The organism is Streptomyces sp. Je 1-79, from assembly GCF_025195125.1.
Lineage (GTDB): Bacteria > Actinomycetota > Actinomycetes > Streptomycetales > Streptomycetaceae > Streptomyces.
Genome location: NZ_JAMGSL010000002.1, coordinates 461,644 through 484,493, shown reverse-complemented (window position 1 = coordinate 484,493; position 22,850 = coordinate 461,644). Strand labels below are relative to the sequence as shown.

Annotated in this window: 18 protein-coding genes and 1 riboswitch; of the genes, 13 read left to right on the top strand and 5 right to left on the bottom strand. The window is 73.0% G+C overall.

Annotation, left to right across the window (positions count from 1 at the left end):
* The first annotated feature begins 26 nt into the window (after positions 1-26).
* The 4 genes from M5362_RS05015 to M5362_RS05000 all read left to right on the top strand — a co-directional run bounded on the left by M5362_RS05015 (position 27) and on the right by M5362_RS05000 (position 4,828).
* Positions 27-1,388, top strand: coding sequence for a pitrilysin family protein (locus tag M5362_RS05015; RefSeq protein ID WP_260226072.1), 1,362 nt, complete (start codon positions 27-29; stop codon positions 1,386-1,388).
* A gap of 26 nt (positions 1,389-1,414) precedes the next feature.
* Positions 1,415-2,782: a pitrilysin family protein gene (locus M5362_RS05010; protein WP_260226172.1), complete on the top strand. Its 1,368-nt coding sequence runs from the start codon at positions 1,415-1,417 to the stop codon at positions 2,780-2,782.
* Between the two features lie 234 nt (positions 2,783-3,016).
* Positions 3,017-3,183, top strand: a riboswitch (cyclic di-AMP (ydaO/yuaA leader).
* A 12-nt stretch (positions 3,184-3,195) separates the two neighbouring features.
* Positions 3,196-3,966 (top strand): M23 family metallopeptidase, encoded by a 771-nt coding sequence (locus tag M5362_RS05005; protein WP_260226071.1) that lies wholly within the window; start codon positions 3,196-3,198, stop codon positions 3,964-3,966.
* Between the two features lie 169 nt (positions 3,967-4,135).
* Positions 4,136-4,828 carry a GntR family transcriptional regulator gene (locus M5362_RS05000; protein ID WP_260226070.1) on the top strand — a complete coding sequence of 231 codons (693 nt, stop codon included), beginning with the start codon at positions 4,136-4,138 and terminating at the stop codon, positions 4,826-4,828.
* Positions 4,829-4,951: 123 nt separating this feature from the next.
* On the opposite strand, the gene M5362_RS04995 is transcribed toward M5362_RS05000, so the two are convergent.
* A complete protein-coding gene (locus tag M5362_RS04995) occupies positions 4,952-5,233 on the bottom strand; it encodes an HPr family phosphocarrier protein (protein WP_260226069.1) in 282 nt (93 codons plus the stop codon).
* A gap of 174 nt (positions 5,234-5,407) precedes the next feature.
* Between M5362_RS04995 and M5362_RS04990 the strand changes: the two genes are divergently transcribed.
* The 4 genes from M5362_RS04990 (at position 5,408) to M5362_RS04975 (ending at position 11,038) form a co-directional block, all read left to right on the top strand.
* Positions 5,408-8,479 carry a GNAT family N-acetyltransferase gene (locus M5362_RS04990; protein WP_260226068.1) on the top strand — a complete coding sequence of 1,024 codons (3,072 nt, stop codon included), beginning with the start codon at positions 5,408-5,410 and terminating at the stop codon, positions 8,477-8,479.
* Positions 8,480-8,544: 65 nt separating this feature from the next.
* Positions 8,545-9,129 carry a DUF5998 family protein gene (locus tag M5362_RS04985; RefSeq protein ID WP_260226067.1) on the top strand — a complete coding sequence of 195 codons (585 nt, stop codon included), beginning with the start codon at positions 8,545-8,547 and terminating at the stop codon, positions 9,127-9,129.
* Entirely contained in the window at positions 9,129-10,334 is a 1,206-nt protein-coding gene (locus M5362_RS04980) for an alkaline phosphatase family protein (RefSeq protein WP_260226066.1), read from the top strand. The genes M5362_RS04985 and M5362_RS04980 overlap by 1 nt, the downstream gene beginning before the upstream one ends.
* A 56-nt stretch (positions 10,335-10,390) precedes the next feature.
* Entirely contained in the window at positions 10,391-11,038 is a 648-nt protein-coding gene (locus M5362_RS04975; protein WP_260226065.1) for a thymidine kinase, read from the top strand.
* A 44-nt stretch (positions 11,039-11,082) separates the two neighbouring features.
* On the opposite strand, the gene M5362_RS04970 is transcribed toward M5362_RS04975, so the two are convergent.
* Together M5362_RS04970 and M5362_RS04965 are read right to left on the bottom strand one after the other, a co-directional pair.
* A complete protein-coding gene (locus M5362_RS04970) occupies positions 11,083-11,517 on the bottom strand; it encodes a heme-binding protein (RefSeq protein ID WP_260226064.1) in 435 nt (144 codons plus the stop codon).
* A gap of 55 nt (positions 11,518-11,572) precedes the next feature.
* Positions 11,573-12,871, bottom strand: coding sequence for an MFS transporter (locus M5362_RS04965; RefSeq protein ID WP_260226063.1), 1,299 nt, complete (start codon positions 12,869-12,871; stop codon positions 11,573-11,575).
* A gap of 285 nt (positions 12,872-13,156) precedes the next feature.
* Between M5362_RS04965 and M5362_RS04960 the strand changes: the two genes are divergently transcribed.
* The 3 genes from M5362_RS04960 to M5362_RS04950 all read left to right on the top strand — a co-directional run bounded on the left by M5362_RS04960 (position 13,157) and on the right by M5362_RS04950 (position 18,300).
* Positions 13,157-15,817: a YfhO family protein gene (locus M5362_RS04960; protein WP_260226062.1), complete on the top strand. Its 2,661-nt coding sequence runs from the start codon at positions 13,157-13,159 to the stop codon at positions 15,815-15,817.
* A gap of 111 nt (positions 15,818-15,928) precedes the next feature.
* Complete coding sequence (locus M5362_RS04955; RefSeq protein ID WP_260226061.1) at positions 15,929-16,894, top strand: glycosyltransferase family 2 protein; 966 nt, start codon at positions 15,929-15,931, stop codon at positions 16,892-16,894.
* A 2-nt stretch (positions 16,895-16,896) separates the two neighbouring features.
* The gene (locus M5362_RS04950) at positions 16,897-18,300 is read left to right on the top strand and encodes an alpha-2,8-polysialyltransferase family protein (RefSeq protein ID WP_260226060.1); all 1,404 of its coding nucleotides are present in this window, start codon (positions 16,897-16,899) and stop codon (positions 18,298-18,300) included.
* A gap of 61 nt (positions 18,301-18,361) precedes the next feature.
* On the opposite strand, the gene M5362_RS04945 is transcribed toward M5362_RS04950, so the two are convergent.
* Positions 18,362-19,135 carry a VOC family protein gene (locus M5362_RS04945; RefSeq protein WP_260226059.1) on the bottom strand — a complete coding sequence of 258 codons (774 nt, stop codon included), beginning with the start codon at positions 19,133-19,135 and terminating at the stop codon, positions 18,362-18,364.
* Positions 19,136-19,393: 258 nt separating this feature from the next.
* Between M5362_RS04945 and M5362_RS04940 the strand changes: the two genes are divergently transcribed.
* Positions 19,394-20,242 carry a sulfurtransferase gene (locus M5362_RS04940; protein ID WP_260226058.1) on the top strand — a complete coding sequence of 283 codons (849 nt, stop codon included), beginning with the start codon at positions 19,394-19,396 and terminating at the stop codon, positions 20,240-20,242.
* A 271-nt stretch (positions 20,243-20,513) separates the two neighbouring features.
* On the opposite strand, the gene sepH is transcribed toward M5362_RS04940, so the two are convergent.
* Positions 20,514-21,545 (bottom strand): septation protein SepH, encoded by a 1,032-nt coding sequence (gene sepH / locus M5362_RS04935; RefSeq protein ID WP_260226057.1) that lies wholly within the window; start codon positions 21,543-21,545, stop codon positions 20,514-20,516.
* 450 nt (positions 21,546-21,995) lie between these two features.
* Between sepH and M5362_RS04930 the strand changes: the two genes are divergently transcribed.
* On the top strand, positions 21,996-22,850 hold the full coding sequence (locus M5362_RS04930; protein ID WP_260226056.1) for a hypothetical protein: 855 nt from the start codon (positions 21,996-21,998) through the stop codon (positions 22,848-22,850).

Sequence of the window (22,850 nt, the reverse complement as noted above, 5' to 3'; positions counted from 1 at the left end):
TCCATATCGCGATCGAAGGGACGTACATGCCCATGGGTCACACGGCCACGGCAGAGGCCGGCTCCGGCGGCCTGACAGCGACCGAGCACCGGCTGGCCAACGGCCTGCGTGTGGTGCTCTCCGAGGACCACCTGACCCCGGTCGCCGCGGTGTGCCTCTGGTACGACGTCGGTTCCCGTCACGAGGTCGCGGGTCGCACGGGCCTCGCCCACCTCTTCGAGCACCTGATGTTCCAGGGCTCGAAGCAGGTCCACGGCAACGGCCACTTCGAGCTGGTGCAGGGCGCGGGCGGTTCGCTCAACGGCACGACGAGCTTCGAGCGCACCAACTACTTCGAGACGATGCCCACGCACCAGCTGGAGCTCGCGCTCTGGCTGGAGGCGGACCGCATGGGCTCGCTGCTCGCCGCCCTGGACGACGAGTCCATGGAGAACCAGCGGGACGTCGTCAAGAACGAGCGCCGCCAGCGGTACGACAACGTGCCGTACGGCACTGCCTTCGAGAGGCTCACCGCGCTGGCCTACCCCGACGGCCACCCCTACCACCACACGCCGATCGGCTCCATGGCCGACCTGGACGCGGCGACGCTGGAGGACGCGCGGGCCTTCTTCCGCACGTACTACGCGCCGAACAACGCGGTGCTCTCGGTCGTCGGCGACATCGACCCCGCGCAGACCCTGGCCTGGATCGAGAAGTACTTCGGCTCGATCCCGTCCCACGACGGCAAGCTGCCGCCGCGCGACGGCACGCTGCCCGACACCATCGGGGAGCAGCTGCGCGAGGTCGTCGAGGAGGAGGTCCCGGCCCGCGCGCTGATGGCCGCCTACCGCCTCCCGCACGACGGCACGCGCGAGTGCGACGCCGCCGACCTCGCCCTGACCGTCCTCGGCGGCGGCGAGTCCTCCCGGCTCCACAACCGTCTGGTCCGCCGCGACCGCACGGCCGTGGCCGCCGGTTTCGGCCTGCTCCGCCTGGCCGGCGCACCTTCGCTGGGCTGGCTGGACGTCAAGACGTCCGGCGGGGTCGAGGTGCCCGGGATCGAGTCCGCCGTCGACGAGGAGCTGGCCCGGTTCGCCGCCGAGGGCCCGACGCCCGAGGAGATGGAGCGCGCCCAGGCCCAGTTGGAGCGCGAGTGGCTGGACCGGCTCGGCACGGTCGCGGGCCGCGCCGACGAACTCTGCCGCTACGCGGTGCTGTTCGGCGACCCGCAGCTCGCCCTGACCGCCGTCAACCGTGTCCTGGACGTCACCGCCGAGGAGGTGCGGGCGGTCGCCGAGGCGCGGCTGCGCCCGGACAACCGCGCGGTGCTGGTCTACGAGCCGGTCGGCACCGAACAGAACGACGCCGAGCAGGGCGACAGCGACGAGGAAGAGGGAGCGGACCAGTGACCGACGCTGCCGCGTCTTTGACGAGCATGGACTTCCACCCGCAGCCGGAGCCGGGCACGGCCCGGCCCTGGGCGTTCCCGGCCCCGGACCGGGGAGCGCTGGACAACGGCCTGACCGTGCTGCGCTGCCACCGCCCCGGCCAGCAGGTCGTCGCCGTCGAGATCTTCCTGGAGGCCCCGCTGGAGGCCGAGCCCGCGGGCCTCGACGGGGTCGCCACGATCATGGCCCGCGCGCTCTCCGAGGGCACGGACCAGCACACCGCCGAGGAGTTCGCGGCCGAGCTGGAGCGCTGCGGCGCCACGCTCGACGCGCACGCCGACCACCCGGGCGTACGGGTCTCCCTCGAGGTCCCCGTCTCCCGGCTGCCCAAGGCGCTCGGGCTGCTCTCCGAGGCGCTGATCGCGCCGGCCTTCCTCGACACCGAGGTCGAGCGCCTGGTGCGCAACCGGCTGGACGAGATCCCGCACGAGACGGCCAACCCGGCCCGCCGGGCGGCCAAGCAGCTCTCCAAGGAGCTCTTCCCGGCCGACTCGCGCATGTCCCGGCCGCGCCAGGGCACCGAGGAGACGGTGGAGGCGATCGACGCCGCCGCCGTCCGCGCCTTCTTCGAGGCGCACGTGCGGCCCGCCACGGCCACGGCCGTGGTCGTCGGCGACCTGACCGACGTGGACCTCGACAAGATCCTCGCCGAGACGCTGGGGGCCTGGACGGGGAACACCGCGGACCCCCGCCCCGTCCCGCCGATCACGGCGGACGACACCGGCCGCGTGGTCATCGTCGACCGCCCCGGTGCCGTCCAGACCCAGCTCCTGATCGGCCGGGTCGGCGCCGACCGGCACGACCGCGTCTGGCCGGCCCAGGTCCTCGGCACGTACTGCCTCGGCGGCACGCTCACCTCGCGGCTGGACCGCGTCCTGCGCGAGGAGAAGGGCTACACCTACGGTGTCAGGGCCTTCGGTCAGGTGCTGCGCTCCGACGGCAAGGGCAACGGCGCCTCGATGCTCGCCATCAGCGGCTCCATCGACACGCCCAACACCGGCCCGGCACTTGACGACCTGTGGAAGGTGCTGCGCACCCTCGCCGCGGAGGGTCTGACGGACGCCGAGCGCGATGTGGCCGTGCAGAACCTGGTCGGCGTGGCGCCGCTCAAGTACGAGACGGCCGCCTCGGTCGCCGGGACGCTCGCCGACCAGGTCGAGCAGCACCTGCCGGACGACTTCCAGGCGCAGTTGTACGCGCGGCTCGCCGAGACCGGCACGGTGGAGGCGACGGCCGCGGTCGTCAACGCCTTCCCCGTGGACCGTCTCGTCACCGTCCTCGTCGGTGACGCGTCGGAGATCGAGGAGCCGGTGCGCGCCCTCGGCATCGGTGAAGTGACCGTCGTCACCGGCTGATTGAGCCGACCTGACCGGACCCGCCGCCACCGCGTCCGGCGGTATCGGAACCGCTTGAGGACCCCGACGTCACAGTACGTCGGGGTCCTCCTCTTTGTCCGTATTGCAGCGGAGGGTGACTGTATGACCTGTGGCATGTCTTACAAACTGGCGTGTCTGTTTGGTGATTGAAAGACGGTCCGCTTAGCGTCGGTCCGGCTGTTCGCCAGTTGCACCCGCCGCGCCCGCGGCATCGGACAGTCATCGCCGAGTCCCCGTCAGGCGCGAGCCTGGGGAGCCGGGGACCCACACGAAGTCCCTGGGGTGAATCGGACGCCTTCGCACCCGTGCGGAGGGGCCCGTAGGAGACCTTCCTGCTCCGAACCCGTCAGCTAACCCGGTAGGCGAGAAGGAAGGAAAGGAACAGCCCCTACATGGCGTTCACCCGTGCCACCGGGAAGCATCGTGGTCCGAGCCGTCTGGCGCGCCGCAGCGCGGGCATCGCAGGCGTCGCGACCTTCGCCACCGCCGGCGTCATCGGAACCCTCGCCTCCCCGGCACTCGCCGCCGACACGGACGCCCCCTCCTTCGAGGACACCGGGCTGACCCAGGTCGTCGCCGCCGACTCCCTCGCGGACACCGTCGACGCCCAGGCCGCGGCCCAGGAGCGCGAGGCCGCCGAGGCAGAGGCCCAGGCCCGCGCGAAGGCGGAGGCGAAGCGCAAGGCCGAGGCCCGCGCCAAGGAGATCCGCGAGGCCAAGGAGCGTGCCGCCCGCGAGGCCGAGCGCAAGCGCCTGAACTCCTTCCAGCTCCCCGTCGCCGGCTCGTACGTCAGCACCGGCTACCAGACCGGCGGCTCCCTCTGGTCCTCCGGCAGCCACTCCGGCGTCGACTTCCACGCCGCCTACGGCAGCAAGGTCGTCTCCGTCGGTTCCGGCACCGTCGTCGAGGCCGGCTGGGGCGGTGCGTACGGCAACAACATCGTCATCCGGATGAACGACGGCACGTACACCCAGTACGGTCACCTCTCGTCCATCAGTGTCTCGGTCGGCCAGTCCGTCACCCCGGGCCAGCAGATAGGCGTCTCGGGCTCGACGGGCAACTCGACCGGCCCCCACCTCCACTTCGAGGCCCGCACCACCGCCGAGTACGGCTCCGACATCAACCCGGTCGCGTACCTGCGCGCCCGCGGCGTGAACGTCTGACCTTCCCGGTCTCCCACAGCACGTCAGAAAAGCCCCGGCTCGTACTGAGCCGGGGCTTTTCGCTGGCCAAAATATATCCATCGTTCCAGGAGACCTGTCGGAAATAGCGCCCTGCTGCAATAGAGTCGCCGGACAACCGGTTTCGCGCGGATTAAGGCGGAGGTCGAACATGCGCATTCCCGCGCACTCTGTATGCACGGCGATCCGGGACGACATCGTGACGGGGATCTTCGAGTGCGGCAGCCGGCTGACCGAAGAACAGCTGGCCCGCCGTTACGGAGTCTCCCGCGTCCCCGTCCGCGAGGCGCTGCGCACCCTGGAGTCCGAGGGCTTCGTGATCACCCGCCGCCACGCGGGCGCCCAGGTCGCCGAACCCACCGAGCAGGAGGCGGCGGACCTGCTGGACGTCCGGTCGCTGCTGGAGCCACTGGGCGCGGCGCGCGCCGCGCAGCGCCGCACCGAGGCGCACCTCAAAGTGCTGCGGGGTCTGGTCAGGCTGGGGCAGGACCGGGCCAGGCGCGGTCAGGGCGAGGACCTGCGCTCGCTGGACGGCTGGTTCCACGAGACGCTGGCGCAGGCCTCGGGCAGCCCGGCCCTCACCGCCCTGCTCACCCAGCTGCGGCACAAGATCGCCTGGATGTACGCGGTCGAGCTCCCCGCCCAGCCGGTCGAGGCGTGGGCCGAGCACGGGGCGATCGTGGACGCCGTGGCGCGCGGGGACGCCGAGCGCGCCCGCGCCCTGACCGTGATGCACGCCGAGCGCTCTCTCGAGCTGCACCGGCTGAAGCGCCCGGGCCGTCCCGAGCGGGGGCGTGTGAGGGTTTCGCAACACGTCGTAAACACCGTGAGCGGCCGGAATTAACGAGCGGGCCGTATACAAAGAAAGAGAATTGCGGGGCCTTCTTCGCGCTGCTCGAAATCGAGGAGAACGAAAAAGCCGCGCCCCGCCGTCATTCCGGCGTGCGCGGCTTTATTCGAATACGGGTCAGACGGTCTCGGGGAGTTCGTCGAGCCCCTCGGCAACCAGCTTCGCGAGACGGTCGAGCGCGACCTCGGCGCCCTCGGCGTCCGACGCGAGCACGATCTCCTCGCCGCCCTGCGCGCCCAGACCGAGCACCGCGAGCATCGACGCGGCGTTCACCGGGTTGCCATCGGCCTTGGCGATCGTCACGGGGACGCCGGAGGCCGTGGTGGCACGGACGAAGATGGAGGCGGGGCGGGCGTGCAGGCCCTCGGCCCAGCCGACGTTGACGCGGCGCTCAGCCATGGTGTTGCCCTTCAAGTCTCAAGCGGGTTGTCTAGACCAGTCTCTCACGGGTGCCGGGGTGCTCGTGGCCGACCTCCGGCCCCCTGGCGGGGCCGTCGGTCCTCCTTACCTTGCATGGTGCACAAGCGCCGCGCGACCGGTGCTCCTGTCGGACCCCGGCCTTACGCTTGCCCCATGCAGAGCCCGTCGGAACAGCCGGAGCAGTCGCAGCGGTCGGAGCAGCCGGAACACGCCTACCCCGACCACTGGGAAGCGGACGTGGTCCTCCGTGACGGCGGCACCGCGCGCATCAGGCCGATCACCGCCGACGACGCCGAACGGCTGGTCAGCTTCTACGAGCAGGTCTCGGACGAGTCGAAGTACTACCGCTTCTTCGCGCCGTACCCGCGGCTCTCCGCCAAGGACGTGCACCGCTTCACCCACCACGACTTCGTGGACCGGGTGGGGCTCGCCGCGACGGTCGGCGGAGAGTTCATCGCCACCGTGCGGTACGACCGCATCGACGACCGGGGCATGCCGGCCTCCGCGCCGGCCGACGAGGCCGAGGTCGCCTTCCTGGTCCAGGACGCCCACCAGGGCCGGGGCGTCGCCTCCGCGCTGCTCGAGCACATCGCGGCGGTCGCCCGTGAGCGGGACATCCGGCGTTTCGCGGCGGAGGTGCTGCCCGCGAACACCAAGATGATCAAGGTCTTCACCGACGCCGGGTACACCCAGAAGCGGAGCTTCGAGGACGGCTCCGTCCGCCTCCACCTCGACCTGGAGCCCACCGACCGCTCGCTCGCCGTGCAGCGCGCGCGGGAGCAGCGGGCCGAGGCCCGCTCGGTGCAGCGGCTCCTCACACCCGGCTCGGTCGCCGTCGTCGGGGCCGGACGCCACCCGGGCGGGGTCGGCCGCACGGTCCTGCGCAACCTCCTGGACGGCGGTTTCAGCGGGCGTACGTACGCGGTGAACCGCGCGCTGCCCGAGGAGACCGGGACGCTCGACGGAGTACCGGCCTTCCGCTCCGTCGGGGACATCGGGGAGCCGGTGGACCTCGCGGTCGTCGCCGTGCCCGCCGAGCGGGTGCCGGAGGCGGTCGCCGACTGCGGGCAGAGCGGCGTGCGCGGGCTCGTCGTGCTCTCCGCGGGCTACGCGGAGACGGGGTCGGAGGAGGGGCGGGACCGGCAGCGTGAGCTGGTGCGGCAGGCCCGCTCGTACGGGATGCGGATCATCGGACCCAACGCCTTCGGGATCATCAACACCTCGGCGGACGTCCGGCTGAACGCCTCGCTCGCGCCGCAGACCCCGGCCGCCGGCCGGATCGGGCTCTTCACCCAGTCCGGCGCGATCGGAATCGCGCTCCTCGCCGGACTGCACCGGCACGGCGCCGGGATCTCCTCCTTCATCTCGGCGGGCAACCGGGCGGACGTCTCGGGCAACGACTTCCTCCAGCACTGGTACGACGACCCGGAGACGGACGTCGTCCTGCTGTACCTGGAGTCCATCGGCAACCCGCGGAAGTTCACCCGGCTCGCCCGGCGCACGGCGGCCGTCAAGCCGGTCGTGGTGGTCAAGGGCGCCCGGCACAGCGGAAGCGCGCCGCCCGGACATCGGGTGCCGGTCACCCGGATCCCGCACGCCACGGTCTCCGCGCTGCTCCGGCAGTCCGGAGTCATCCGCGTCGACACGGTGACCGAACTCGTCGACGCGGGGCTCCTCCTGGCGGGCCAGCCGCTGCCGGCCGGGCCGCGCGTGGCGATCCTCGGCAACTCCGAGTCGCTCGGGCTGCTGACGTACGACGCCTGCCTGACGGAGGGGCTCCGCCCGCACCGCCCGCTGGACCTCACGACGGGCGCGACCCCCGCGGAGTTCCGCGCCGCGCTGACGGCGGCGCTCGCCGACGACGCGTGCGACGCGGTCGTCGTCACCGCGATCCCCTGGGTCGGCGAGAACGGCGCGGTCGAATCCGGCGACGGCGAGGTCCTCGCGACCCACCTCCGCGAGGCCGTCGCCTCCGCCCCCGCCCCGGCGAAGCCGGTGGTCGTCGTCCACGTGGAGATGGGCGGCCTGGCGGAAGCCCTCTCGGCGGCGACCAGCACACGCCCGCCCTCGCGCCGCCCACTGCGCGACGCCGCCCCCGTCGCGCCCCCGGCCCCGGACACCCCGGCCGCCGGCTCACCACCCGCGCCCGTGGCCTCCGCCGCCCCGCTGGGCGCGCCCGAGCCGACAACCGCCGCCGGACCGTCCGGCCCCGGCAGGGGCCACCCGGCCCCCGGGCAGGCGCCCGCCCCCGGGCAGGCGCCCGAAGGCGGCGCCTCGCCCGCCGGCACCCCTCCCGGCTCCGCCGGCACCCCTCCCGGCTCCGCCGGCACCCCTCCCGCCGCGACCTCCCCCGCCGGAGGCATTCCCGCCTACCCCGCCGCCGAGCGGGCCGTGCGGGCACTGGCCGAGGCCGTGCGGTACGGGCAGTGGCGGCGGCAGGCCGCCGAGCCCGGGCGCGTGCCCGAGTTCGAGGACATCGACGAGGGCGGGGCGGCCGCGCAGATCGAGCGCGTGCTCGGCGAGGACGTGGACGCCCGGGGAGCGACCCTCGACGCCGACGCCGCACGCGAGCTGCTCGCCCGGTACGGGATCGACGTGCGGCCCACCCTGCCCGCGCCCACCCCCGACGACGCCGTCCTCGCCGCCGCCCGGCTCGGCTACCCCGTCGCCCTCAAGACGACCGCCCCCCACCTGCGCCACCGCCCCGACCTCGGAGGCGTACGGCTCGACCTGGCCGGCGAGGAACAACTCCGTACCGCGTACGCCGAACTGACCGAGGCTCTCGGGAAACCCGCCGAGCTCCTGCCGGTGGTCCAGGCGATGGTGCCGCGCGGAGTCGACACCGTCGTCCGCTCGGCCATCGACCCGGCCGTCGGCGCCGTACTCTCCTTCGGGCTCGCCGGCGCCGCCTCCGAGCTGCTCGGGGACATGTCACACCGGCTCGTCCCGGCCACCGACCGCGACGCCTCCGAGCTCGTCCGCTCCATCCGCACCGCCCCTCTCCTCTTCGGCTGGCGCGGCTCCGCCCCCGTCGACACCCCCGCCCTGGAGGAGCTGCTGCTGCGGGTGTCCCGGCTGGTCGACGACCACCCCGAGGTCGTGGCGATCACGCTGGAGCCCGTCGTCGTCGCCCCCCACGGTCTCTCCGTGCTCGGGGCGACGGTCCGCCTCGCCCCGCCCCCGCCCCGTACGGACCTCGGTCCCCGCAGCCTTCCGAGCTACTGAAGCCACCCCCGACCCGGCCCGGGAGCGGCCCGGAGCGCCCTCCTGGACGGATTAGGATGGAGTCCATGGCGAAGACCGGTACGACGACCCAGGGGCTGCGCGCGGCGATCGAGCGCAGCGGCTACTACCCGGCCCTCGTGGCCGAGGCGGTGGAGGCCGCCGTCGGTGGCGAGGCGATCGCGTCGTACCTGGTGCACCAGGAGACCACCTTCGACTCCAACGAGGTCCGTCGGCATGTCACGGTGCTCGTCCTGACGGCCAACCGTTTCATCGTCAGCCACACGGACGAGCAGACCGCGGACAACAGCTCTCCGACGCCGTACGCCACGACGTCCACCGAGTCGGTCAAGCTCGACCGGATCTCCTCCGTCGTCGTCAGCCGCGTCGTCGCCAACCCCGAGTCGTACACCCCGGGCACCCTGCCCCGCGAGGTCGTCCTCACCATCGGCTGGGGCGCGGTCTCGCGGATCGACCTGGAGCCGGCCGCCTGCGGCGACCCCAACTGCGACGCCGACCACGGCTACACCGGTAACGCCACCGCCGACGATCTGAGCCTGCGCGTCAGCGACGCCGGGGACGGTCCGGACACCGTGCGCCAGACCCTCGCCTTCGCGCAGTCGCTCTCCGAAGCCACCGCGGCGACCCGCTGATGGTCCAGCCCACGGCAGTCACCTCCGGCTGGCCGGACGACCCCGTCCCGCTCGACCTCGCGACGGCCCCGGTCCCCCAGTACGGCACCGGTTCGCTCGCCGACCTGCTGCCGACGCTCGTCGCGGCACAGGGCGCCCCCGGTTTCGAAGCCCGGATCGCCGAGCTGACCCCCGCCGACCGGAACTGCGTCTTCCTGGTCGACGGGCTCGGCTGGGAGCAGATCAAGGCCCATCCCGACGAGGCCCCGTACCTCACCTCGCTGCTCGGCAGCTCGCGCGGCGGCACGGGACGTCCGATCACCGCCGGCTTCCCCGCCACCACCGCGACCTCGCTCGCCTCCGTGGGCACCGGGCTCTTTCCCGGCGCGCACGGCCTGCCCGGCTACACCGTCCGCAACCCCGAGACCGGCGAGCTGATGAACCAGCTCCGCTGGAAGCCGTGGACGTCGCCGCAGGTCTGGCAGCCGTACCCCACCGTCTTCCAGCTCGCCCACGAGGCGGGAGTCCACACCGCCCAGGTCTCCTCGCCGATCTTCCAGGACACCCCGCTCACCAAGATCGCGCTGAGCGGCGGAACGTTCCACGGCCGGCTCTCCGGTGAGGAGAGGATGGACTTCGCCGCCGAGCAGCTCGCCGCGGGCGACCGCTCGCTGGTCTACACGTACTACAGCGAGCTCGACGGGGCCGGACACCGCTTCGGCATCGACTCAGACGCCTGGCGCGGCCAGCTGATGTTCGTCGACCGGCTCGTCCAGCGCCTCGCCGAGCAGCTGCCGCCCCGCTCGGCGCTGTACGTCACGGCCGACCACGGCATGGTCGACATCCCCTTCGACGACCGGCACCGGATCGACTTCGACGAGGACTGGGAGCTGCGCGCCGGTGTCGCCCTCCTCGGCGGCGAGGGCCGGGCCCGCCACGTCTACGCGGTGCCGGGAGCCGAGGCCGACGTGCTGACGTGCTGGCGCGAGGTGCTCGGCGAGCAGTTCTGGGTGGCGAGCCGGGACGAGGCCCTCGAACTCGGCTGGTTCGGCGACGAGATCGACGAGCGGGTGTACGGCAGGATCGGCGATGTCGTCGCCGCGGCCCACGACGACGTCGTCATCACCGCCTCGGTCAACGAGCCCCACGAGTCGGCGATGGTCGGCATGCACGGATCGATGACGCCCGCGGAGCAGCTCGTACCGCTCCTCGAAGTCCGTTCCTGACCCGGCACTCCGTACTCCGTTCACTCACCCACGACCTGAAAGGTCCTCGACCTCCCATGCCCGAGCTGGTGTTCTTCTCCGGAACGATGGACTGCGGAAAGAGCACCCTCGCTCTTCAGATCGAGCACAACCGCTCCACCCGCGGGCTCCAGGGCATGATCTTCACGCGGGACGACCGGGCGGGCGAGGGCAAGCTCTCCTCGCGGCTGGGGCTCGTCACGGACGCCGTGGAGGCGGCCGAGGGCTTCGACTTCTACGCGTACCTCGTCGCCCATCTCTCCAAGGGCGGCCGTTGCGACTACGTCATCGCGGACGAGGCGCAGTTCCTGTCGCCCGAGCAGATCGACCAGCTCGCCCGGGTCGTGGACGATCTCGAACTCGACGTCTTCGCCTTCGGGATCACCACCGACTTCCGCTCCAAGCTGTTCCCCGGCTCGCAGCGGCTGGTGGAGCTCGCCGACCGGGTCGAGGTGCTCCAGGTCGAGGCGCTGTGCTGGTGCGGGGCCCGGGCGACACACAACGCGCGCACCGTCGGCGGCGCGATGGTCGTCGAGGGTGCGCAGGTCGTGGTGGGCGATGTGAACGCCGGTGACGAGATCGGTTACGAAGTGCTGTGCCGACGCCACCACCGCCGTCGTATGACGGCGGCGGCGGCGCACGCGGCGGCTCTGTCCCCCGACGTGCTGCCGGTCAGCCAGGGCTGAGGTTTCGCGGAGCTCGGGCCTCGCGGGTCAGCCTCGCGTCGGCCTCAGGGGCGGAGGGTCTCGACGGCCGCGGTGGCGAAGGAATGGTCCTGCTCAGGGGCGCCGCCGCCGACCCCGATGGCACCGATCAGCCGGCCCTCCCGGTGCACCGGGAGTCCACCGGCGATGAAGAGCAGCGGACGGTCGAGGGCCGTGGTGAGGGTGTGGAACGGGCCGTCGGGCTTGACCAGGTCGACGAGGTCGGCGGTCGGGGCGTTCAGCTGGAGGGCCGTGTACGCCTTGCGGGTGCTGGTCTCGCCGGAGATCAGGACGGCGCGGTCGTCGCGGCGGAAGGCCAGCGGGTGGCCGCCCGCGTCCAGGACGGTGACGCTGACGGTGACTCCGGCGGCCTCGGCGGCGCGCCGGGCCGCGGTGAGCAGCGTCTCGGCGTCCTGAGTGCTCAGCGGGGTGACGGCGGTGGCGGTCGTGGTGGTGCTCACGGTGGTGTCTTCCTTCGTCGGGGGTGGGGTCCGGGGCACAGAGGGGTTACGGGAGTCAGCGCAGCCCGGCCGGGACGGGCGGGGAGGCGGGGACCCGGTCGGTCCCGGCGTTCCCGGCGGCTTCGGTGGCCTCGGGGGCTCCGGCCCCTGCTTCGCCTCCGCCCCCGGCCCCGGCTTCCGCGGCCTCGCTCCCGGCCGACGCGGCGGCCCTGGTGCGCCGGTCCAGGAACGCGGCCAGGAAGGCCAGGAGCAGGGCGGTTCCGGAGAGCAGCGCGCCGACCCAGTTCGGGGCGGTGAAGCCGAGGCCCGTCGCGATGACGACCCCGCCGAGCCAGGCGGCCAGCGCGTTGCCGAGGTTGAAGGCGCCGATGTTGGCGGCCGAGGCGAGCGTCGGGGCATGCTTCGCCTGGTCCAGCACCCACTTCTGGAGCGGGGGCACGGTGGCGAAGCCGAGCGCGCCGATCAGGGTGAGCGTGATCGCGGCGAGCACCTTGTGGTGGGCGGTGGCCGTGAAGGCCAGCAGGGCGAGCGACAGGGCGCCGAGCGACACGAAGAGCATGGGCATCAGGGCGCGGTCGGCGAACTTTCCGCCGAGCAGGTTCCCGAGGAACATCCCGATGCCGAAGAGGACGAGCAGCCAGGTCACGGCCCCCTCGCTGTAGCCGGCGACCTCGGTCATCATCGGGGTGATGTACGTGACGGCCGCGAACACGCCTCCGTAGCCGAGGACGGTCATCGCCATGGCGAGCCAGACCTGGACGTTCTTGAACGCGGCGAACTCGGTGCGGACGTTCTGTGTCCCGGCCCGGCCCGTCTCGGGCACGAGCCTGGCCACGCCGAGGAAGCCGATGACACCGAGAGCGGCGACGAGGGTGAAGGTGACGCGCCAGCCGGCCGACTGGCCGATGGAGGTGCCGAGCGGGACTCCGACGATGTTGGCGACGGTCAGCCCCATGAACATCAGCGAGATCGCGGAGGCCTTCTTCTCCGGGGCGACCAGGCCCGCGGCGACGACCGAGCCGATGCCGAAGAACGCGCCGTGGGCGAGGGAGGCCACGATCCGGCCTATCAGCATCATGCCGAAGGACGGGGCGACGGCGGAGAGCAGGTTGCCGACGATGAACAGGCCCATCAGGAAGAGGAGCATCTTCTTCCGGGACACCTTGGTGCCGAGCACCGTCAGGAGCGGGGCGCCGAAGACGACACCGAGGGCGTAGCCGGTCACCAGCCAGCCGGCCGTGGGGATGGTGACACCGAAGTCGCCGGCGACCTGGGGCAGCACGCCCATGATCACGAACTCGGTGGTGCCGATCCCGAAGGCCCCGATGGCCAGGGCCAGGAGCGCGAGAGGCATGGCGAAGCACCTTCCAGAAATGATTGCAGGGGGGTCTTGCTGGCTTCGACAATAGTTGCACACGCTGGCTAAGTGCAAACGGTGGATATTGCGTGCGGCGGCTACCCCTGCCTGCAGCGACCTGGGGCGGGGGCACCTCGTGTTCACCTCCGGTGTGCCGGAAGACCGTCTGCTGATCGGATGCGAGACGCCCGCCTCGGGGGTAATGGGGCTCTGCCCGTGACGTGGACGTGAACACCGGGCCTACGCGCAACCGCGCGCCGCACGACAGACCCCGGAGGACGTGTGCCCCCTGCTGCCGAGACCGTGCCCGACCAGGGCGAAGGCGCGCACGCCGAGGGTGACCGCCCCGAGGGCGAGCGGCCCGGCGCGGCGGACGGGCCGGAGGGCGGTCCGGCGCGGCTCCTGGCCCGGGCCCGGCGCAGCGTCCGTGTGCGCGCGGCCGGAGCGGCGGCCCTGCTGACCTGCCTCGTCCTCTGCGCGGTGGGGATGTTCGCCGGCAGTCATCCGTTCGGGCCCACCACCCGCAACACCGTCGACCTCGGCCAGCAGTACCTGCCGTACCACGCCCACTGGCGCAGGCTCCTGCTCGGCCGGGCCGACGGCGACCTGTTCCTCAACTGGAGCGCGGGCTTCGGGTCGAACTTCCTCGGCGACTACGGCACGTACCTGAGCAGCCCCTTCGACCTGATGGTCGTCCTCTTCCCGGCCGACCGGATCGAGCTCGCCCTCTACGTCGTCACCGCGGCCAAGATCACCACCGCCGGTGCGGCGATGGCGGTGCTGCTCCTGAGGCTGCGCCGCGGCCCCTGGCAGGTGGCCGCCGTCCTGGGCGCCGCGTACGCGCTGTGCGGATGGACCCTCAACTACGGCGCCACCGTGCCGATGTGGCTCGACGGGCTGCTCGCCTTCCCGCTGCTCTGCCTGGTGGGGGAGTGGGCGCGCACCGCCCGCCGCCCCCTCCTCGGACCGCTCGTCGTCGCCCTGGCCTGGTTCGCCAACTTCTACACCGCGTACATGGCGACCCTCGGCGCGGCCGTCGTCCTGACGGTCCGTCTGCTCACGGCCGGCACGACGGCCCGGCGGCGTCTGGCCGGACTGCTGCGCGCCGCCCGTTCCGTACTCCTCGGCATCGGTCTCGCGACCCCGCTCGTCCTGGTGATCTTCCTGGCGACCCGGGTCGCCGACCCGACCCCCGAGGTGACGTTCACCGCCGTCCCCTGGACCGAGGTGTTCGCCCGGCTGCTCCCCGCCACGGCGAGCGTCGCCACCCCGGCCCTCTTCATCGGCACCCCGGCGCTCGCGCTCGCGCTGACGCTGCCGTTCAACTCGGCCGTGGCCCCCCGCATCCGCATCGCCTGGACGGCCGCGGTCTGCCTGGTCGCCCTCTCGCTCCAGTGGGGGCCCACCCATCTGCTCTGGCACGCCGGCAGCTCGCCCAACGGGCTCCCGTACCGTCAGACCTTCGTACTCTGCGGGCTGCTGCTGATCGCGGCCTGGCTCTCCACGGCCCGCGGACTGCCCCCGCTGCCCGCGCTCCTCGGCGCCGCGGCGCTCCTCGCCGCCCTGGCCTTCGGCGCCCGGGGCAGCCTCGTCGTCGACCGCTGGACCTACCCCGCCTTCGCCGCCGCCCTCGCCCTCGCGGTGCTCGCCGCCACGGCCGTCCTGATCGCTCGGCGGTACGCGGTCGGCGCCCGGGCCCTGCCCGCCCTGGCCGTCGTCCTCCTCGTCCTGGCCCAGGCGGGGGAGACCGCCGTCACGGGCGGCAGGATCGCCGAGCAGGAGCTGACCAAGGTCCAGTGGAACCCGCGCCTCGGGCCCTGGCAGGAGGACATGGCACGCGCCGTCGAGGCGAAGAACGCCTGGCCACGGCAGCGTACGGACCCCGGCGAGCTGCCGGGCGGCAACGACGTCCTGCTCGTCGGCGGCCAAGGCGCCGAGTACTACTCCAGCCTCACCTCGGAGACGTACTCACGCACCCTGTCCGCCCTCGGCTTCGGCTACTGGGCCAAGGGCCGCCACCCGGTCACCCTGGACAACCCGGTCACCGACGCGATCTTCTCCATCGGCACCCGGATGCGGTCCACGCCCACCGCGCCCCTCACGACGGACACCCCGCCCGAGGCCGCGATCACCGTCACCGGCACCCCCGTCCCGCCGCTCGTCACCGTCCGCCCGGACGTCCGGCTGCCCGCGCGCGCGACCGCCTTCGGCGATTCCCCTTTCGCCAACCAGGAGTTGCTGCTCGGCACGACCGTGTACGCGATCCCGGACCGGCTCCGGCGTACGGACGGCCCCGGGGGAGTCACCACGCTGACGGCCTCCTGCCCCGCGGGCACGCAGCTCTGGCTCTGGGCGCCCGAACTCAAGGGCACCGCGAGCCTGGACGGCGGGCCGCCCGTGTCCTTCTTCGGCGGGCTGCCGTCCGTCCAGGGACCGATGCAAACGCTCGGCACCGTCCCGGCCTCCGGCGCCGTACGGATCGAACTGCACGGCTCCGCAAGCCAGTCCGGGCCCCTGCCCGACCTGCCCCGGCAGCCCGTCGGCTGTCTGGAACGGGAGCGCCTCGACACCGCCGTACGGCAGCTGACGGCGACCGGCGCCACCTCCGTACACGTCTCCGGCCACACGCTCACCGCCGAACTCCCCGCCGGGAGCACGGGAACCGCCGTCGTCGCCGCACCGCGCATCTCCGGCTGGCACTGCGCCGCCGGGGACGACGATCCGGCCCCCGCCCAGCGGTACCTCGGCCTCCTGGCCGTCCCGATCGACTCCACCACGGCCTCGGTCCGCTGCACCTTCCGGCCGCCGGGGCTGCGCCTCGGCGGCGCGATCGCCGCCGTAGCGCTGATCGTGCTGCTCGCGCCGGTCTTCCGGCGCCGGTTCGCGCGCAGGGTGACAAGAGTTCATCTGGAGTCCGCATCGGCCTCGTCCGGCGGGAGATGACGGTGGATACGCTGCCCGCCTGGCCGGCGTCCGCCCCTGTGAACGCCGCGAGCACTCTCGCCCGAGTGATCGATCGCCTGTCTGTACGTCTGGTTGGGATGGGAATTCCGAGTGCCGAAGTTGTCCGTCATCGTGCCGTTCCACAACGTCGGGGTCTACGCGTCCGACACCATGCGCAGCCTCGCGAACAACGCGGACCCCGATTTCGAGTTCCTGCTGATCGACGACTGCTCGACGGACGAGACGCCCCATGTCCTCGACCGCTGGCGGAGCCGGATCCCGAACGCCACGGTCATCCGTCACGAGACCAACCTGGGCGTGGCCCAGGCGCGCAACACCGGACTGGACGCGGCCATCGGTGACTACGTCACCTTCCTCGACGGCGACGACTGGTACGCCCCGGGCCATCTGCACAGCATGGTCCGCGGCATCGAGTCCCTCGGCTGCGACTTCGCCCGCACCGACCACGTGCTGTCGACCGGCACGAAGCGCGCCATCCGGTACGCGCCCGCCAAGCGACGCGAGACGGTCATGGACCCGCGCGACGGCATCGCGCCCGCCAGCATGGTCACGATGGTCGACTACCCCTTCGTCCCCTTCGGCATCTACAGCGGCCGGCTCTTCGAGAACGGCGGCTCGCGCTTCGAGACCAGGCTGCGCACCGCCGAGGACCGCCTCTGGATCTGGCGCCTCCACCTGAACGCCACCAGCTACGCGGCCCTCAACCTGCACGGAGTCTTCTACCGGCGCGGCGTCACCACCTCGCTCACCCAGATCACCGACAACCGCCAGCTCGACTTCATCCCGTCGTACGACCTCCTGCTCGACGAGGTGTCCGCCGACCGCGACGCCGACCGCTTCCTGCCCAAGGCGGTGCGCACCTACTGCGCCATGATCGCCTTCCACATGGGCAAGGCCGACCAGTACGAGCCGGCCGTCACCAGGCGCCTCAAGCAGAACGTGACGGACGCCCTGCGCCGCATGCCGCAGCAGGTGCTCGACGAGACGCTGGCGACCATGGACACCGCGCGCAGCACCCTGCTCCGCCGCCTGCGCGCCACCGGAAGGACCGCCTGACCATGACCGCGAAGACCGCGAAGACCGCGCCCACCGCGACGACCGCGCCCACCGCCACCGGCAGGCCGACCGGCCACGCACGTGTCCAGATCTTCGAGGTGTCCACGCTCTACGGCGCGGCCACGCTCGCGGCGGCGATCGACGCCGGACAGTTCGGCGCCCCCGAGGACGCCCGCCGGATCCTGCTGGTGTCGAACAACGCCGCCATCCCGGAGACCTCGCTGCGCCTGGACGCGATGACCGGCTACGACCGGATCGCCACCCGCTTCCACGACGTGATCGACTGGAACGAGGCCATCCACCCGCACCACCCCGCGACCTGGGCCCCGCGCCCGGAGGAGGCCCCGCTGTGGCAGCGGGTGTTCCGGACGGCGTGGGCACTGGGCACCGCCCCGGTCGAGTTGGTCGTCGAATCCATCCAGGTCAACCCGGCCAGGGCGCTCGCGGCGGTCTTCGCCGAGAGCACCGTCGACGTCTACGCCGACGGCCTGATGAGCTACGGTCCGACGCGCGAGGAGCTGCCCCAGTCGATCGCCTGCCGGGTCGGACGCCTGCTCCACCTCGACCTGGTGCCCGGCCTGCGCCCCCTGCTGCTCTCCGAGTACGGCGTCGAGCCCGAGCTCGTACCCGACGACGCGTTCCGCGCCGTCCTGACGGAGATCGCCGAGGCCGCCGAGGGCGACCGGCAGGTCACGGCGGCGGTCGACGCCGAGCCGACGGCCCTTCTCCTCGGGCAGTACCTCGCCTCGCTCGGCATCCTCACCGCCGACGAGGAGGAGGAGCTGCACATCCGGATGCTGCGCGGAGCCGCGGCGGCCGGACACACGTCGGTGATCTTCAAGCCGCACCCGACCGCGCCCGCCCGCTACTCGACCGCGCTGAACGAGGCGGCCGACCAGGCCGGCGTACGGCTGACGGTCCTGGACGGCCCGCTGCTCGCCGAGACCTTCTACGAGCGCTGCCGGCCCACGCTCGTGGTCGGCTGCTTCTCGACCGCGATGGTCACCGCGTCCGTCTACTACGGTGTCCCCGTCGCCCGGGTGGGCACCGACGCGGTCCTGGCGCGGCTCACGCCGTACGAGAACAGCAACCGCGTGCCGCTGACCGTCGTCGACCACATCGTGCCCGACCTGGAGACCGGCACCGGCCCGGCCGTACCGGGAGCCGGGCCGCAGACCCTGACCCCGCTGGTCCGCGCCGTGGGCTTCTGCATGCAGGCCAAGCTCCACCCGCTGCTGCGCGAGGAGACCGTCCGGTTCCTGGAGGAGTACCAGGGGGACGTGGACATGGCGCGGTACTTCGACGTGGAGCGGCTGGGGCGGCTCGGACTGCCGGGCGGCCAGGCGGCCCCCCGCGCCGGCGGCTCCCGGCTGCGCCGGACCCTGACCCGGAGCGGCAGGAGCTAGGCCCTGTCGGGAGGGGCGGCACGAGTGCCGCCGGACGATCGGGCAGGCGGGGAGCCGCCGGTCAGCCGGTCGTGGAGTGGACGATGGAGAAGACCGCTCCCTCCGGGTCCGCCACCAGCGCGACCCGGCCCGCCGAGCCCTCCCGGGGCGGTCGCAGGACGTGGCCGCCCAGCTCGGTGACGAGCCGGGCCGCGGCGTCGGTGTCGGTGACCTCGAAGTACGTCAGCCAGTGCGCGCCCCGGTCGCGGGGGAGCGCGGTGCCGAGGCCCTGCAAGGCGGCCACCGGTCGTCCGTCCAGGTGGAGGGTCAGATAGTCGAAGTCGGCGGAGACGACCGGCTCGGCCTCGTACCGGAACACCGTCCGGTAGAACTTGCCGACCGCCGACGTCTCGTACGTCAGGAGTTCGTTCCAGACCGGCGTCCCGGGCGGGCCCGCGGCCGCCGTACCGTGGTGGATCCCGGCCTGCCAGACGCCGAACACCGCCCCGACCGGGTCCGAGCAGATCGCCAGCCGGCCCGCGTCGCCCGCGTCGAGCGGGCCGACGGCGACCGTGCCGCCGCAGCAGCGGATGGCCTCCGCGGTCTCGTCGGCGTCGTCGGTGGCCAGGTAGGTGGTCCACGCGACCGGCAGGTGCCGGTCGGGCGGCAGCTGGCCGATGCCCGCCACCTCCTGGCCGTCGAGGAGGGCGCGGACGTACGGCCCGAGCTGCTGCGGGCCGGGGGCGAACTCCCAGCCGAAGAGCGCGCCGTAGAACTCCTGCGTCGCGTCAAGTCCATGCACCATCAGGCTCACCCAACTGGGCGTGCCGGGTGTGCGCCGAGTCGCCTCGGTCATCGTCACTCTCTCCTCGGACCATCGTCGTGGCCGTGCGGGGGGACTGAGCGTGCGCACGAGCTCGTACGGACGGGTGGGAGCGGCGCCCTCGGGTTCCGCAGCGGGTACCTGCCCGCCGTCCACCTGCCGTACACGCGCCTCGGTCGCGCGCCCCGTGCAGATGCTCGCACCACCGGGCGCTTCGTGCGCCCCGGCCGCGCCGTCCTCCGCCGCTACGGCGTTGTCCCCTCCGGCGCCGACTGCGCGAGGATGGCACCCATGAAGCCCATCATCACCGCAAGCGAACTCGCGGGCGAACTCGCGCGCGAGCCGGCCGGCGCCCGTCGCCCGGTCCTCCTGGACGTCCGCTGGCAGCTCGGCGGCCCGCCGGGGCTGCCCGAGTACGAGGCCGGGCACATCCCCGGAGCGGTCTACGTCGACCTGGACACGGAACTGGCGGGTCCGCCCGGTCGTGGCGGCCGGCATCCGCTGCCGGACCCGGAACTCTTCGGAGCGGCGATGCGCCGGGCGGGTGTCTCGGCGGACACGCCGGTCGTCGTCCACGACGGCGGCCTCGGGTGGGGTGCCGCCCGGGCGTGGTGGCTGCTTCGCTGGACGGGGCACACGGACGTACGGGTCCTGGACGGGGGCCTCGCGGCGTGGACGGCGGCCGGGTACGAGCTGTCGAAGGAGATCCCGAGCCCGGAGCCGGGCGACTTCGCCCCGCACCCCAGCGAGGTCGGGCTGCTGGACGCGGACGGGGCGGCGGCCCTGGCCCGCACCGGCCTGCTGCTCGACGCGCGGGCGGCGGAGCGCTACCGGGGCGACGTGGAGCCGATCGACCCGGTCGGCGGCCACATCCCGGGCGCGGTCTCGGCCCCGACGACGGAGAACGTGGACGAGGACGGCCGCTTCCTCCCGGCGCCCGCGCTGGCGGCCCGCTTCGCCGCGCTGGGTGCCCACGAGGACGGCGCGGTCGGTGTCTACTGCGGCTCGGGCGTCTCGGGCGCGCACGAGATCCTCGCCCTGGCGATCGCGGGCATCCCGTCCGCGCTCTACGCCGGCTCCTGGTCCGAATGGTCGAACGACCCCGCCCGCCCGGTCGCCAAGGGCCCGGACCCGCAGTAGCCGCGCCCGCCCCGCGGGCACGCACGCCGCCGGCCGCCCCGTCGGAGGCGGCACCCAGCGGCTCGCGCCCACCGGGCCCGTCCCGCCGGGGGGCGGCACGCAGCCGGCTCGCCGCCGTCCCCCGGCCGCTCCGTCGGAGGCGGCACCCAGCGGCGCGTGACCGACCCGCCGGGCGCTCCGCCAGAAGCGCCACCCAGCGGCTCGCGCCCGCCCCGGCACATGAAAGGGGGCCCGTACCGTTCCCGGTGCGGGCCCCCTCTTCGTACGGGCGTCAGTCCTGCTTCTTCCTTCGCGTGCCGAAGACGATCTCGTCCCAGCTCGGGACCGCCGCACGGCGGCCCGGGCGGACGCCGTCCGCCTCTGCCTGGCGGTCCGTCGTGCCGGTCAGCCGGTCGCGGTGGCCCGAGACGGCCCGGGGCATCAGGACGTCGGCGTACGCCGAGCCCGCGCCGGCCGAGGCCGCGGGGGCCGGAGGCTCCTCGGCTTCGGGCTCCTCGCCCGGCTCCGTGGAGGACGGCTCGGAGTTCCGGTCCGGGACGACCATGTCGCCGCGGAAGCTCGGCACCGCCTCCAGCAGGCTGGTCAGCGAGTCCCGCTCCTCCTCCGGCTCGACGACCGGCGCCGGCCGCTCCATCTGGCGGTCGAGCGCGCGGTCCAGCGGGCGGTCCCGCGGCAGCCGGGCGATCCGGGGCACGAACGGGAAGCTCGGCTCGGGCGCGGCGGCGATCGTGTCGTCCGTCTCGCCGATCAGCGCGCGCGCCTCGTCGTCCACGGCCTGGACGAGCCGCCGGGGCGGGTCGTACGTCCAGCTCGCGGTGTGCACCTCGCCCGCCACCCGGTAGACGAGCAGCACCTCCCAGGTGCCGTCGTCACGGCGCCAGGAGTCCCACTGCACGGTGTCCTTCTCGGCGCCGCGCAGCAGCAGCCGCTCCTGCACCGCCTCGCCGAGCTGCGGTCCGGTGTTCTCGCCGGGGCGGCGTACGGGTGTCTTGCGGGCCCGCTCGGCCATGAACGCCCGCTCCGCGAGCACGGGACCCTCGAAGCGCCGTACGCGGTCGACGGGGATCCCGGCGAGCTGGGCGACCTCCTCCGCGGAGGCACCGGCTCGTATCCGCGCCTGGATGTCGCGCGGGCGGAGGTGGCTCTCCACCTCGATCTCGATCTGACCGAGCCGCGCGCGGTCGTTGCGCACGGCGGCGCGCAGGCGCTCGTCGATCGGAAGCGTGTACTCCGTGCTGTCAGCAGCCTTCAGCACCAGTCGTGTGCCGTCGTTGGAGACGGCCACGACACGCAGTTCGGGCATGGGAACCTCCCGGGTGGTGCCTGCCGACGTCACGTGCGTCGCTGCTTCCGCTAGTCGAGTGTGGCCTGCCCGGGTGCAGCCTGCCACAACCTTGCCGAGTTGCCCGGCGTGTCGGGCCTGGACCCTGGAACGCCGTTATGGCACGGTTACCTGTCTGCGACGCAGAGTGACCGACGGTCACGCTCCGCAGCGGGCGACCGCGCGATGCCTTGGCGCCGCCGGTTGGAGTGCCGCTTTCGGCCCCCTCCCCGCGCCCCGGCACCCATGAGGGAGCCCGGACCCAGGGATCGCCACAGTACTCCATTCGGGCCACCTGGGTGGACCGGCGCGCCGCCCAACTTCACCGGGGGTACGGGAGTTGAGTCTCCACGATCTCCGCCGCCGCGTGTCGCTCTTCACAGAAACAGCAGAAACGGAACTTTTCACTTCGCCCATCTGTCCCTTGTGGGTATGGATCACGAGAAGAACGGTGAGAAGAAGAAGCTCGATCTGAGCATCGCTCAGGTGTCGGGCTCCGCGGTCGCCGCCGTCGTGGCGGCCAAACTCGCCTCCACGCTCGGTGTGTACGGCACGATCCTGGGCGCGGGTGTGATCAGCGTCATCGCGACCTGCGGCGGCTCGATCTTCCACCACCTCTTCACGCGCACGGGAGAGCAGATACGGGAAGTCACCGTCCACACCGAGCCGTCGAAGGGGCCGGCCGGGCGGCGCGCCCCCGAACGCACCCAGGTGCTCACCACCGTCGGCGGGCCGCCCGCCCCACCGCCGTACGGAGCGGAGTCCGGCGAGGAGTTCGGCGCGGAGTTCGGCGCGGCCACCACGCACGGCACGCGCGTCCGGGGCTGGAAGCGCTCCGCCGTCGGTGCCGCGCTCGTCTTCCTGGTGGCCATGGGAGGCATCACCTCCTACGAACTGATCTCGGATCAGGACTTCAGCGGCACCAAGGGGAGCACGACCTTCGGCTCGGTCGTCCGCGGCGGCGAGGCGAAGAGCGAGCGTCCGCCGGCCGAGGACGAGCCCTCGCGGCAGCAGGAACAGCAGGAACAGCAGGAGCGACGCGGACAGCAGGGCGGCGACCCGTCCGAGGGGAACTCCCCGGGGACGGGCGGGAACACCCCCGACCCCGCTCCGACCCCCTCGCGGTCCGGTGGCGGAGATCCGGCGCCCACACCGACGCCGACCCCCACCTCGCCCCCGACGACCACGCCTTCCGGCGGGACGCCGACACCGACGCCCCCCACGGGCACCCCGTCGACCGGAACGGACGCCGGTGCCGGCGGGCAGGAGGACCCGCCCGCCGAATGA